This is a genomic window from Shewanella sp. Iso12 (assembly GCF_012030025.1).
GTDB classification, from domain to species: domain Bacteria; phylum Pseudomonadota; class Gammaproteobacteria; order Enterobacterales; family Shewanellaceae; genus Shewanella; species Shewanella algae.
In genome coordinates, this window is the sequence record NZ_JAAUHW010000003.1 from 113,887 (window position 1) to 127,105 (window position 13,219).

The 13,219-nt window shown below is 54.8% G+C and carries 16 protein-coding genes; 15 read left to right on the forward strand and 1 reads right to left on the reverse strand.

Annotated features, from left to right (window positions below; all coding sequences use genetic code 11):
• Positions 1-8: 8 nt before the first annotated feature.
• From HCX89_RS07170 to HCX89_RS07240, 15 genes are all read left to right on the forward strand, one after another.
• Positions 9-1,130 (forward strand): flagellar basal body P-ring protein FlgI, encoded by a 1,122-nt coding sequence (locus HCX89_RS07170; protein WP_025009141.1) that lies wholly within the window; start codon positions 9-11, stop codon positions 1,128-1,130.
• The gene (locus HCX89_RS07175) at positions 1,130-1,528 is read left to right on the forward strand and encodes a rod-binding protein (RefSeq protein WP_025009142.1); all 399 of its coding nucleotides are present in this window, start codon (positions 1,130-1,132) and stop codon (positions 1,526-1,528) included. Before HCX89_RS07170 ends, HCX89_RS07175 begins: the two co-directional genes overlap by 1 nt.
• Complete coding sequence (gene flgK / locus HCX89_RS07180; protein WP_096142182.1) at positions 1,525-2,895, forward strand: flagellar hook-associated protein FlgK; 1,371 nt, start codon at positions 1,525-1,527, stop codon at positions 2,893-2,895. Before HCX89_RS07175 ends, flgK begins: the two co-directional genes overlap by 4 nt.
• Positions 2,896-2,905: 10 nt before the next feature.
• Positions 2,906-3,823, forward strand: coding sequence for a flagellar hook-associated protein FlgL (gene flgL, locus HCX89_RS07185; RefSeq protein ID WP_167715513.1), 918 nt, complete (start codon positions 2,906-2,908; stop codon positions 3,821-3,823).
• Positions 3,824-3,872: 49 nt separating this feature from the next.
• On the forward strand, positions 3,873-4,853 hold the full coding sequence (locus HCX89_RS07190) for a hypothetical protein (RefSeq protein ID WP_167715515.1): 981 nt from the start codon (positions 3,873-3,875) through the stop codon (positions 4,851-4,853).
• A gap of 101 nt (positions 4,854-4,954) precedes the next feature.
• On the forward strand, positions 4,955-5,737 hold the full coding sequence (locus tag HCX89_RS07195; protein ID WP_028780425.1) for a flagellin: 783 nt from the start codon (positions 4,955-4,957) through the stop codon (positions 5,735-5,737).
• A gap of 244 nt (positions 5,738-5,981) precedes the next feature.
• Positions 5,982-7,319, forward strand: a complete 1,338-nt coding sequence (fliD, locus tag HCX89_RS07200) for a flagellar filament capping protein FliD (RefSeq protein WP_071237320.1) — start codon at positions 5,982-5,984, stop codon at positions 7,317-7,319.
• 11 nt (positions 7,320-7,330) lie between these two features.
• Complete coding sequence (fliS, locus tag HCX89_RS07205; protein ID WP_025009148.1) at positions 7,331-7,711, forward strand: flagellar export chaperone FliS; 381 nt, start codon at positions 7,331-7,333, stop codon at positions 7,709-7,711.
• A complete protein-coding gene (locus tag HCX89_RS07210; RefSeq protein ID WP_167715517.1) occupies positions 7,704-8,045 on the forward strand; it encodes a hypothetical protein in 342 nt (113 codons plus the stop codon). The genes fliS and HCX89_RS07210 overlap by 8 nt, the downstream gene beginning before the upstream one ends.
• Entirely contained in the window at positions 8,042-9,274 is a 1,233-nt protein-coding gene (locus HCX89_RS07215) for a flagellar hook-length control protein FliK (protein ID WP_167715519.1), read from the forward strand. Before HCX89_RS07210 ends, HCX89_RS07215 begins: the two co-directional genes overlap by 4 nt.
• Positions 9,275-9,295: 21 nt before the next feature.
• Positions 9,296-9,733, forward strand: a complete 438-nt coding sequence (fliL, locus tag HCX89_RS07220; protein ID WP_037474831.1) for a flagellar basal body-associated protein FliL — start codon at positions 9,296-9,298, stop codon at positions 9,731-9,733.
• A 22-nt stretch (positions 9,734-9,755) separates the two neighbouring features.
• Positions 9,756-10,466: an RNA polymerase sigma factor FliA gene (locus tag HCX89_RS07225; RefSeq protein ID WP_167715521.1), complete on the forward strand. Its 711-nt coding sequence runs from the start codon at positions 9,756-9,758 to the stop codon at positions 10,464-10,466.
• A 15-nt stretch (positions 10,467-10,481) separates the two neighbouring features.
• Positions 10,482-11,339, forward strand: a complete 858-nt coding sequence (gene motA / locus HCX89_RS07230) for a flagellar motor stator protein MotA (protein WP_025009154.1) — start codon at positions 10,482-10,484, stop codon at positions 11,337-11,339.
• Positions 11,339-12,307, forward strand: a complete 969-nt coding sequence (locus HCX89_RS07235) for a flagellar motor protein MotB (protein ID WP_025009155.1) — start codon at positions 11,339-11,341, stop codon at positions 12,305-12,307. The genes motA and HCX89_RS07235 overlap by 1 nt, the downstream gene beginning before the upstream one ends.
• Positions 12,307-12,729: a hypothetical protein gene (locus HCX89_RS07240; protein ID WP_025888421.1), complete on the forward strand. Its 423-nt coding sequence runs from the start codon at positions 12,307-12,309 to the stop codon at positions 12,727-12,729. Before HCX89_RS07235 ends, HCX89_RS07240 begins: the two co-directional genes overlap by 1 nt.
• A 12-nt stretch (positions 12,730-12,741) precedes the next feature.
• Here HCX89_RS07240 and HCX89_RS07245 read toward each other — a convergent pair whose 3' ends face one another.
• Positions 12,742-13,173 (reverse strand): thioesterase family protein, encoded by a 432-nt coding sequence (locus HCX89_RS07245; protein ID WP_025888420.1) that lies wholly within the window; start codon positions 13,171-13,173, stop codon positions 12,742-12,744.
• Positions 13,174-13,219: the final 46 nt, after the last annotated feature.

A 13,219-nucleotide genomic window follows, 5' to 3' on the forward strand; every position in this document is an offset into this window, starting at 1 on the left:
GAATGAAGATGACAAGACTGCTTTTAGCTCTGCTGTTGCTGGGGCTTACCATGCCGGGCCAGGTGTTGGCCGAGAAGAGTCGCCATCTGCTGGATATGGTAGATGTGCAGGGGATCCGCGAAAACCAACTGGTGGGCTATGGCCTGGTGGTGGGTCTCGACGGTACAGGTGACAAGAACCAGGTGAAGTTTACCGGCCAGTCGGTGGTGAACATGCTGAAACAGTTTGGGGTGCAGATTGATGGCAGCATGGATCCCAAGCTGAAAAACGTTGCCGCCGTGGCCGTGGTTGCCAATGTGGCGGCGCTGGCAAGTCCGGGGCAGACTCTGGATGTGACCGTCTCCTCCATAGGGGATGCCAAGAGCCTCAGGGGCGGCACTCTGTTGATGACGCCTTTGCGGGCGGTCGACGGTGAAATCTATGCCGTCGCCCAAGGGAATCTGGTAGTGGGCGGCGTGTCGGCCCAGGGCCGCAACGGCACCTCCATGACCATCAATGTGCCTACCGTCGGCAGTATTCCTGGGGGCGCCTTGCTCGAGGCTGTCATTCCCAGCTCTTTTGCCAGTAATCCGCAGGTGATACTCAACCTCAAGCAGGCTGGCTTTCGCAGTGCCCGCAATATTGAGAAGGCGATCAACGCCGTGTTTGGCCCGGATGTCGCCAAGGCCGAGAGCCATGCACGGGTGAGCGTCAGGGCGCCGCAATCCGAGCGGGAGCGGGTAATGTTTATGTCTATGCTGGAAGACATCATGGTCGAGCCCGGCCGCATTCCTCCCAAGGTGGTGTTCAACGCCCGCACAGGGACTGTGGTGATGGGCGGTGATGTGGTGGTGCGCAAGGCCGCCGTCAGCCACGGCAACCTGACAGTGACCATTACAGAGAAGCAGCAGGTGAGCCAGCCCAATCCGGGGATTTTTGGCGATGCCGCCGGTCAAACCGTGGTGACCAATGACTCGGATGTGGATATTCAACAGGAAGACGGACGTATGTTTGTCTGGCCAGAGGGTAGCTCTTTGAATGATATCGTACGTGCCGTCAACAGCATGGGAGCCTCTCCCATGGATCTGATGGCTATCTTGCAGGCACTGGAAGAAGCCGGTGCCCTGGAAGCTGATCTGGTGGTGATCTGATGAAAGTAACCCAAACTCCGGGGCTGCTGGGGCGGCTCGATTCGGGCGAGCTGATTAAGGCGCATGGCGAAAAGGGCGCCCTGAAACAGGTCAGCCAGCAGTTTGAAGCCATGTTTTTGCAGACTGTGCTGAAACAGATGCGTACCGCCAGCGATGCCATTGCCGATGAAGAGAATCTGCTGTCATCCAGCAACGATGGCCTGTATCGGGATTGGTATGATTCCGAACTGGCACTGAGGTTGTCGCAGATGCAATCGACCGGGCTTGCGGATGTTATGAGTCGACAATTAGGGGCAAAACTTCAGTTTAGTGCCGAACCGGTCGCTTCTTCTGAGAAGACGACCATGGCAATGCAACCTGCACTCCTGGTTCCGCCAGTTCACAAGGAGACTGAATGAATCTGCTCAATAACGCCATGTCCGGGCTGAATGCCAGCATGGCGGCCTTACAAGTCATGTCCAACAACACCAGCAACGCTATGGTGCCTGGCTATTCCCGCCAGCAGGTGTTGCTCAGCTCAGTCGGTGGCGGCGCCTATGGCGCCGGTAATGGCGTCAGTGTTGATGGGGTGCGGCGGATTTCGGATCAGTATCAGGTGATGCAACTGTGGCGTACCGGCAGTGATGTGGGCTTCGCCGGTGTTAAACAGAGCTATGCCGGCCAGCTGGAACAGCTGATGGCCGCCGACAGCAACAACCTTTCTACCGGCTTGGATCATCTGTTTGCCGCCATGAATGCGGCCATGGAAAAGCCCAATGACCCGGCGCTCAGACAGGCGGTGCTCAATGAAGCCAACGGCGTGGCGCAGCGTTTCAACTCGATAGCCTCAGGGCTGGACAGTCAAGAGCAACAAATCGTCGGCCAGACCCAGGCCAGCATCAAAGAGATCAATACTCTGCTGGAGAAGATAGCTCGCTTGAATGAAGATATCGCCGCCGACGGGGCTGCCAAGGTGCCTTCGGCCTCGCTATTGGATAACCGGGATGCCGCAATAGCTGAATTATCTTCACTCATGGATATCCGGGTAGTGATGGATGACAAGGGCCTGGCCAATATCTCGCTCTCTCAGGGGCAGCCGCTGCTGAGTGGTATTGTTCCGGCAACACTCAAGGGCGTGACAGATCCGGCAAATCCCAAGCAAATCAATTTAGAGCTCAGTTTTGGCCAGTCTCAGTTTAAGTTACAGGAGACGGGTGGTCAGCTGGGGGCTCTGCTCAACTACCGGGATACCAACCTGAAACAGAGTCGGGCTTTCCTGGATGAACTGGCAACCCAGTTGGCACAACAGATGAATGACATTCAGGCTAAAGGCACAGATCTGGCTGGCAATAAGGCGACTCAAGCCATTTGGCACTTGGATGCTTCCAACCCGGCGGGCAGTCTGCGGCTCAATCAGGGCCTGAACTCCGGCGATCTGGCGTTCGGCCTGGATGGCACTCCGGGGGATAATAGCAATCTCAAGGCCTTTGTGGCCTTGGCCAATCAGGAGCTGGACTTCGCCTCCATGGGCAGTCGAGCCACCCTGGGCAATGCCTATGCCAGTAAGGTGGGTGAGCTGGGCAGTATTTCCCGGCAAGCGCAGCAAGAGAGCAAGACAGCGCTGGCACTACAGAAAGAAGCACAGAGCCAATGGGCCAGCACCAGTGGCATCAATTTGGACGAGGAAGGGGTCAACCTGATCGTTTATCAACAGTCATACCAGGCCAATGCCAGGGTGATAGCCACGGCCGATAGGCTGTTCCAGTCCCTGCTGGACAGTATTTAAGGAGTCCTGAATGCGGGTAGCCATGTTTAATATGTACAGTGCCAACTTGCACTCAATGCAACAGACACTGAGTCAACTGGGGCAACTGGATCAACAGCTGTCCAGTGGCAAGGCCTTGCTGCGTCCTTCCGATGACCCCATAGGCAAGGTAAAAGTGCTCAACTGCGAGCGGGACCTGGCCAAGACTTCACAGTACATAAGCAATATCGACAGCCTGTCGACCAGTCTCGGGCGGGTGGAAACTTATCTCGATAGCCTGGTGCAGGCGCAGAGCCGGATGCGGGAAATTGTCATTTCCGCCAACAGTGGTCAACTGTCGGCCGCCGACCAACAGGGTTATGCCGATGAACTATCGGCCCTGATGGACACCTGTGTCGATATCCTCAACGCCAGGGATGCCGACGGCAACTATCTGTTTTCCGGCAACCTTAGCCGTACTCCGGCGGTAGCACAGGACAGCAGTGGTCGCTATCAGTTTCAAGGGGATGCCCAGCATCGTCAGGTGCAGATAGCTGCCGACTCCTGGGTCGATGCCAACGTCACGGCGCAGGAGTTCTGGTTCGGTAACGGTAGCCAGGATCTGCTCAATCAAGCCGCCGAGTATGTCGAAGTGCTGCGGGATCCGGCCAAGGCTCCCGGTGATGCCGATTTTGAGGCCGTGGCAGGCGCCATGATGCAGTCTCTGGATGAGACTCTCTCCAGTATAGGCGCGGCGATTACAGACATAGGTGGCAAACAGAACCGCTTGAGTCTTGGCAAGAGCAGTCATCAGGAGATGGCACTGTTCACCAAGGAAGTGATAGGCGAAACCGAGGCGCTGGACTATCCGGCGGCAACCTCAGAGTTTCAGATGAAGCTGACGGCCTTGCGGGTGTCGCAGCAGAGTTTTGTCAAAATCAGCCAACTGACGCTGTTCAACCAGCTTTAATCAGGATTGGGGAGACGCCTAACTTGTTCCAAGACTGTCATAGGGTGCCATGATCCATTCGGTTACCGATGCCCTGCAACTGGCCGGGCAGATAAGACCCATCAGCCAGAGTGCCCCCCTGCTCGATATGACAGTGGTCAACAGTACTCAGGAGAGTTGGCGCGAGCTGCTGCCTTATCGGCAAGTGGCGTTCGAGCGCTGGGAGCGGGCCACCCGGCTGCAACATAACATCAGTGCCATGCAGCTGGTGGATGCAGGTTTTGAAGAGGTGCTGCGGGTTCTTGAGAGGATGCGGCCCTTGCTGCTTATCAAGCCTTCTGCCGAGCAGTTTGAGCGACTGTTGTCGCTGCAAAAGCAGTTGCAGCAGTTGCAGCCCAGTTATCTGCAGTACCCCTTGTGGGATCCCATGTTCAACATCATCTATCCCAGACGCAGAGCCTTGCGGCGGCGCTTTCGACTTAAGGCGGTTTCCCTGCTGGAGCCCAAACACAGGGAAGAAAGCCTGCAACTGCTGCTGCCGGGTGCCGATGGGCCACAGAGCCTGTCGTTGCAACTGCCGGCCAATACCGACCCGAGCCGTTTGGCACAGTTAATCAACGAGCAGCTGGCGCCTTTGGGTATCTCACTCAATGTCGAAAACCAACAGGCTGTGTTTGAATGCGATGACCAACTGTGGCAACAGCTGCAGGGTAATCTCAGTCTCAGTGGCCAAGGTATGCGCCTGCCGGCCGGTGAGATGCACAATATCAGGCTGGAAGAACTGCTGGACTGGCGCGATCCCAGAGAATGGCGTTTCGACAGCCCGGAGATGTTGTGTCAGACCCGGGCCAAGCTTGAGCGTACTGCGCGGCGGATAGAACACTGGCGTCAGGATTGGCAGGCACAGAAACAGCAAGTCACCAGCAATTTGTTGCAGCAACTGGGGGAAATTTCTCTGCCGCCTGTGGATGCTTGCTTCGGCTCGCAACTGGAGGCACTGCTGGCCCAGGCCAACATCGGCCGAGGTCACGCCGAGGATCTGCTCAAATAATTTGGTCTTTTTAAAGTTTTTTTCAATCAGGCTTTCAGTTTGGTTTTTTCGGGTCGCTTTGTTGTTAATGACACAAATACACTCTTCGGGAGAAACAAACCATGTTGTCTGTACATACTAACTATGCCTCTCTGGTTGCCCAGAACTCCGTAAACAAAAACAACAGCCTGCTGTCTACCGCCATGGAGCGCCTGTCTACTGGTATGCGCATCAATGGTGCCGATGATGACGCCGCTGGCCTGCAAATTGCCAACCGTCTGAACGCCAACGTTGTTGGTATGAGCACTGCCAGCCGTAACATCTCTGACGGCGTCTCTATGCTGCAAACAGCCGACGGTGCCCTGAGTGAACTGAGCTCTATCGCCAACCGTATGAAAGAGCTGGCAACCCAACACGCCAACGGTGTGAACTCTGCCGATGACAAAGCTGCTCTGAAATCTGAATTTGATGCACTGACAGCAGAAGCTACCCGTATCAAGACCAACACTGAATATGCCGGTGAAAAACTTTTCACCAAACTGGGTACAGGTGTTGCCATGCAGATTGGTGCCAGCAAGGCTGAAACCATGACAGTGACTCTGGGTGCTCAACCTGATGAAACAGCTCTGGATATTGCCGATCTGGATACCATCAACACTTACATCAATGAAATCGGTACCAACCGTTCTACTCTGGGTGCCAACATCAACCGTCTGGGCCACACTGCCTCTAACCTGGCCAACGTGACCGAAAACACCAAGGCTGCTGCCGGTCGCATCATGGACGCTGACTTCGCCAACGAATCAGCTGCCATGACCAAGAACCAACTGCTGGTTCAAGCCGGTACCAACGTACTGTCCCGTGCCAACCAGAACACTGGTCTGGTTATGGGTCTGCTGGGCTAAGCAAAAATTTTGTTCCAAGCGCCGTCAGTCAAGATGGCGCTTTTTTTTAAGCTCGACAAAGAAACGGCGGAAGAGCTGATTCCTGTTTGAGGCCTTCCGAGGAAGAGACTGTACCAAGCTACAGTAGTCACTCTTAAATAACTTTCAAATTTTACAAAGGGTTAGCTTTGCCGTTTGAATGGCATACCTCTTGCTATCCCCGAATATTCCAAGGACACGAGTCTGTGTCTATGAGGAGTTGAAAATGATTTCCGGAATGAGTGGTGCCCAATTCGCGCAGCAGCTGATCAGTGCCGAGAGGGCCGGTAAAGACAATCTCTATCAAAGCAGCAAGACGGGCTACCAGAAACAGTTGGATGCCTACACCTTGCTGGATAAGGGGCTCGATCGTCTTAACAGCAAACTGACAACCCTTGGGACCGATGCCTTCAAGGGCAATATCGCCGAGGTCACAGATGAAAACATCTATGTCAGCAGCTCGGCCAAGGCGCCGCAGGGGAATTTTCAGCTGTCGGTAGAGCAGTTGGCTCAGGCACACCAACTGGTCAAGCCCTTTGCATCGGAAGATGCCACTCTGCCGGCATCCGGGGTTATTCAGATCAGCATGGGTGGCAAGAGCATGAGTGTGGATCTGGCCATGGTTAACAGCGGTGGCAGCGTTTCTGTCAGTGAGCTGCGGGATATGATCAATCAGCATCCCAACAACCCGGGCGTGCAGGCTAGCCTGGTACGCACCGGCGGCCAGGTGCAGTTGATGCTGACCTCGAAGGAAACCGGCAAGGCCAACAGTATTAGTATCAGTCTGGATGGTGCTGACTGGGGCATGGTCGAGACTCAGGCCGCTCAGGATGCCAAGGCTACGCTCAATGGCATGAGTATCACCTCGGCCAGCAACATGCTGACTCAGGTTGTGGACGGGGTGGATATCGAACTGCGTAAGGTTCATGAAGCCGGTGACAGCAGCAATATCAGTATCAAGGCGGATCAAGAAGCCGGCAAAGAGGCAGTTAAAGCCTATGTGGATACAGTCAATGAACTGCTGCGGCAGATAAGTCAATTGACTCGAGGCCTGGGGGTTGATGCCCTGGATGACTCGAAAGACAAGGACGACAAGGATAGCAAGAGCAGCAAGATAGATGAGAGTCAGCTGGGGATCCTCAAGGGTGATACCAGCCTGAGAACCCTGCAACAAAGGCTGCGTGAGCTGAGTTTCCAGGCTGCTCCCAATGGTTTGACTCTGGCCGACGCCGGTATCGAACTGACCCGTAATGGTGAGCTAAAGCTGGATGAGAAAAAGCTGGAAAACGCCCTGAAGACCCAACCGCAGGCGATCAGTGATCTCTTCGGAGCCAAGGGCGGCATGGTCGATAAGGTTCAGGAGATCACTAAACCTTATACCCGTTTCGATGGCTATATGGATATGAAGAAGAACAACCTGAAACGCCAGTTGGACCGGGTCGAAGACAATATGGAACGCCATAACCGTATGATGGAACAGCGTTATCAGATCTATCTGAAGCAGTTCACCGCGATGGAAACCACCATCAATGAGTTGAACAGCGCCAGTGGATTGTTTTACTGAGGAATTATTCGATGTTTTATGAGCAGGATCCTTTCAGCGGCTACCGTCAGGCCAGCTTGGATGCCCGGGCCGCGGCGGCCAACCCCCATGAGATGGTGCGTATGTTGCTGGATGGCTTGCTGGATGAACTAGCCAGAGCCTCGGGGCATATGGAACGCAAGGCGTTTGAGGCCAAGGGCCAGAGTATCAACAAGTGTTTGAATGTGATCCATGGGCTTGATGTGTTGTTGGACATTGAAAACGGCGGCGAAGTAGCAACCAACCTCAACCGTCTCTATGACTATTGCAGCCGTCAACTGGTTAGCGCCAGTGTCGAAAATAACCCAGAGGCACTGCAACCTGTGGTGCAGGTTATTCAACAGATTAGGGAAGGTTGGGCCCAACTTGAGTGAGTCTGTGATAGTCCGCTGGCAAGCCTTGGGACAACGCCTGCAACAGCAGGCAGCGGCCGAAGACTGGCAGGGAGTATGCCGGGTCAACCGGCAGATGATCCAGTTGCTCAGGCAGCAGGGAAAGCCCCGTTCTCAGGCTGAGTTACAGGCGCGCAAACAGTTGGAGCTTTGTCACTCGCAAGTGATGCAACAGCTGCAAACCAAGAGCGAATCGCTACAGCGGCAGATGCAGCAACTGCTGGCACAACAAGAGGGCATGTCCGCCTATCAACTGACCCAACTCAGCCAACCCGAGTTTCAAGAGGGAAACATGAGTAAAGGAGACCTGTATTGAGTATTGCGCTGATCCCGGCGCTGGCTGAAACGCCGGCGAAAAAAGTGCCCTTGTCCGCTCACCCGGACAGCAGTGGCAGAAAGGACTCTTATCGGCAGGAAGAACAGTCTCTTTCTCAGGCCGCGACTCAGCCGGCCAACTCCACAGCTTCCGGTATGAATGCCAAAGCGCAGGGTGCTCAAGAGAAGGGCTCTCAGGTAAAGACTACTCAAGGGCAAAGCAGCACAGTAGAGGATAGGGAATCAGGGACAGAGTCGGCAGGCGAGATGCCGGCCAATACTGTGGTGGCGCAGGAACTCTTGCCGCCTTTGATGCAGCCAACTGCAATCCAAGTGACCACTCCGCCAGGAGCACCCTTGGCGCAATTGCAGGGCCAAGGTCATGATGAAAATACAGTGCCACCTTTGGCCGGCATCACGGCGCAGGGCATTGTGGGCACGCAGCAAACCAATCTGTCACTGGCAGGCATCAGCCAACCTGTGGCAGCGAACCCGCTCAATGGTGAGGGCAGAGGTGCGGGTGATATGCGGGGACAAAGCCTGCAATTGGCCGCCGCCTTCCCTCAAGCGGCTTCTCAAGTTTCGAGTGCGGCAACTGAGGCTAAAGGCACACCTTTTCTGCCCGTTGGCACCATGGCGCAGACCGCCATGCCGTCGCAACAGCTAACGGTTAATGCCGCGGCGCAGCTGGCGGCCTGGCATGCTGATCCTTCCAGCAAGCCTGTGGCTGAGCTTGGTCTGCAGCCGGAGGTTGCCGCATTGACAAGCGAGCGCCCGGGCGTGAGCCAGTGGGGCCCCTTGCCTCTGAGCGCTCAGGGAACTCAGGTACAGCATGCCAGAGAGCTGTTGCTGCCACTCAGAGATCAACTGCGTTTTCAGATAGATCAACGTATTCAAACCGCCGAGCTGCAGTTAACCCCGCCCGAGCTTGGACGGATAGAACTGAACATTCGCCTCGACGGTGACCGGCTGCATATTCAGATGCATGCGGCCAACAACCATGTGCGCGATGCTCTGCTCAGCGGCCTAGAACGCCTGCGCAGTGAACTGGCCATGGAACACAAAGGCAATATTTCCCTGGATGTAGCCACCGACAGCGAGCGACACCAACCTGAGCAGGATGCCAGAGAAGGGTATGCCGGCGCGATCGCTTCATCCCGGGTGGACGAAACCAAAGGTGACACAGAAGCCGATCGCAGACGCGATAGGCAACTGAACCTACTGGCCTGATGATAGAGATGAAAGATTGATATGAAACGAAATTTACTCATAGTTGCGTTACTTATTCTGGCCACTGGAGGCGGTTTTTTCATCGGCCATCAGCCGCCCGCATGGTTGGGGAAATGGTTATCGGCGGAAGAAGAAGTGCAACCACAGGCCAGTTTTTACCCGCTGGATAAGATGATTATTTCGGTACCGGGTGATGAATATCCCCATTACCTGTTGCTCGAGCTGGCGCTCAAGTCCCGCAGTGACAATGCGGCTCAGGAGATCAAGGCGGCCGATCCACTTATTCGCAACACCATGATGCGAATGTTCAGCAGCAAGTCTTTCAACGTGCTGAATCAACCGCAGAATCTGGAAACGCTGCAACTGGAGGCCAGAGAATCCCTGATCAAGGTGCTGACCAAAGATCAATTTACTCTGGATATTGAAGAAGTCCTGTTCACCCGTATGGTCATCCAGTAAAGGAGGCACCTTGGACAGTGAGATGACAGCCTATGATTTGGGTTATCAGGCGTATGGCAATGAGCGGCAATCCGAGCAGGCGTTGTTACATCAATATCTGCCCTTGGTAAAACGCACAGTTTGTTCCCTCAAGAGTCATTGTGGCCCGCTTATCGGCCTGGAGGACATGGAGCAGATAGCTCTGATGGCCCTGCTGGAGGCTGCCCGGCGCTATCCGGGTGAATATGATGCCGGCTTTATCTCCTTTGCCGGCCAGAGGATCCGTGGCGCCATTCTCGATGAACTGCGGCGCCTGGATTGGCGGCCACGCTCGGTGCGCCAGCAGGCACACTCATTCAACGATGTGGTCAGGCAGTTGACCCGGGAGTTGGGCCGTTACCCGAAAGACAGTGAAGTCACTGCAAGAATGGGCCTGACCCAGGAAGAGTACCGGGATTACCTGCATGCAACCCTGGCAGAATCCATGACCAGTTTGGATGAGATGCTGGGAGAGGGGTTGTCACTGGGCGGTCAGGACAAGGAAATTGTCGATTTTGAACGCAATCAGCTGTTAATTGCGGCAATCAAGCAACTGAGCAACAGAGAACAGGTAATTCTGTCGCTTTATTATCAGCATGAACTCAATCTCAGAGAGATTGCAGCCACCCTGGGGTTAACCGAAACCCGGATATGTCAATTACACAAGGTTGCCGTGCGCCAGTTACAGGCGATTTATCGGCAGGCTCAACTCTGATTTGGAAACCTGATAATGAGTAAGTTTGTTGGTTTAATGGTGATTTTGGTGTGTGTCTTCGGCGGCTATGCCTGGGCCGGCGGCAATCTGCTGGCCTTGTGGCAACCGGCAGAAATCCTGATCATCCTCGGTGCCGGCATCGGCTCTTTGCTGATTGCCAACCCCCGCGCTGTACTGGTGGAGCTGTGGCAGCAGTTGCGCCAGATCGCCAGACAGGATACTCCTGAGCCGGAACTCTACCCTCAGCTGTTTGGCCTGATGAACATGCTGATGGCGCAGATCCAATCCCAGGGGATGAAGGTGCTGGATGCCCATATCGAAAATCCGGACGAGAGTTCGTTGTTTTTGATGTATCCGGTGGTGCTTGAACACCCTCAGTTGCTGCAGTTTTTGGTTGATAACCTGCGCCTGCAGTCGATAGGTAAAATCTCTCCCCACGACCTGGAAATGATACTCGAGGAAGAGATCCACAGAATCGAAGAAGACAGCCTGCGCCCCTCGCTGGCACTGGGACGAATCGCCGAAGCCATGCCGGGATTCGGTATTCTGGCGGCTGTGATGGGGATCATCATTACCATGTCCAACATTGATGGCCCCATCAGCCTGATCGGGGTCAAGGTAGCGGCTGCTTTGGTGGGCACCTTTATTGGGATTTTCGCCTGTTATTGCTTGCTCGAGCCGTTGTCAAAGGCGCTGGAACATCAAGTGGATCGGCAGATCAGCCAGCTCAAGTGTATTGCCGCCATGCTGACGACGTTCGCCAAGGGCAAACCGCCGATACAGGCGATAGATGCCGGCCGCAAACAGATCCAGACCGAGAGCCGTCCCAGCTTTGTGGAATTGGAACAGATACTGACAGAACAGAGAAGTTAATGGCACCAAGACAGGAAACTATCATTGTCCGTCGTGCTCGGGCGGGCAAACAACACGGTGCTCATGGTGGCGCCTGGAAGGTCGCCTTTGCCGATTTTACCCTGGCAATGATGGCGTTGTTTTTGGTGCTGTGGATCATGCAGGTGGCGGATCAAAAAGAGCGGGAAACCGTGGTTAAGTACTTGAATGGTGAGTTGTATCCCTCCGGCGATATCAACCCTTTCGATCTGCGTAACATCCCCTCGCTCATCGATCTGCAAGGGCAACCCAGTGTGCAGCAACCTGTGGTTCCTACCCCGGCCAGTGGTGATGAGATGCGTGGCCCTGCGCTGCGCACCCATGTACCAGAAGGCAAGTGGCAGCCCAAGGCCGGTATGGGGCCCAAACTGAATGCCATTATCCCAGGCGAGTTTGCCACTCAGGTGCAACTGGAAGTGTTGGCGCGGCAGATCCAGCGGGTCGTCGACCAGGCGGGTATGGGTAAAAACGTACAGTTGGACGCAGTGCCTCAGGGAATAAGGATCCGCATTCACGACAACAATGAACAATCTATGTTCAAAGTGGGCCAGGCGCAGATGCGGCCCTATTTTGAAGATCTGTTGTTAGCCTTGGCGCCTGTTTTACAACAGGTGAAAAACCAACTGATCATCTCTGGCCATACCGACTCGCTGCCTTATGTCGGTCGCAGCTATACCAATTGGGAGTTGTCCAGTGAAAGGGCGCTGATTGCCAGACAAACCATAGAGTTTGGTGGCGTACGTCAGGGGCAGATTCTTCAGGTTAACGGCATGGCCGACCGGGTGCCCTTTATCGATAATGAGCCCTTTAACCCGGCCAATCGCAGAGTGGAGATACTGATCCTCACCAAGGAAGCTTCCGAGCAGATCCAGAGCCTGGCAGGCGGAAAGGCACTCTTTGAGGCCAATGAGGCGGCCCGCTTTAATCAGCCAAGGGACAGGTACCAGTAATGACGGACAATAGCAGTGACGAGGCGCAGCGACGCGAGCATTTGCGTATCAGCCTGAGGCTGGGCAATGACGCCGACTTCCTGCTCGACTGTGATGGCATGACGGTGCAACTGGGACACTGGCACTGGTGGCGCCCCGGCAAGCTGGGGCTTGGAAATATCAAAGATATCAGCCGCGGCGGGGTTGGTTTGATCTCCGCCTGCCGTTTGCATCAGGGCATGAAACTGAAATTGCTGCTGAACAATGACCTGGTGTTACCCATCAGCATAACCCATTGCCGACAGTTGTACGGTCCACTGTGGTTTTACGGCGGCCGTTACCTGGAGCTGTCGACAGAAGATCTGTACCGAGCACTGCGTTTGGTACAGCAGCACAGGCGCAAACTGCGGCAGGGCCGGCGCCAGCCTGCTCTCGAGCCCTGACTTAGCCTTGGCTTAAGCTTCCTGGCTGTGTTGCCTGAGAATCGTCAGCAGTTCCTGCGGTAGTTTGGCCTTGGTGCCTTTCTTGAAATCGTACATCACGGCGACAGAGCTGCCTGTAGTGGTAATGGCTCGCTGCGCCTTACTGTACGCCTCGTAATGCATGGTAAACCTGTCTTCACCTATGTCGCTTATTCTGATCCCTATCAACAGGGTATCCGGGTAGGTGACCGGGCGCTTGTACCTGGCCTGGTTTTCGCTTATTACCGGCCCCATTCCCTGTTTGTACATCTCACCCAAGGGAAAATGGCGGTTGAAGAAGTCGATTCTGGCGGTCTCAAAGTAGCGGAAATAGACCACATTGTTGATGTGTTGCAGGGCATCCATTTCGCCCCAGGCCACCGGGATTTGTGAGTGTTGTGGGTAACGCTGAGTAAAATCTTCCATATTTAAACGACCGTTTTATTTTTGTTGGCTCAGGATAACAACAGCG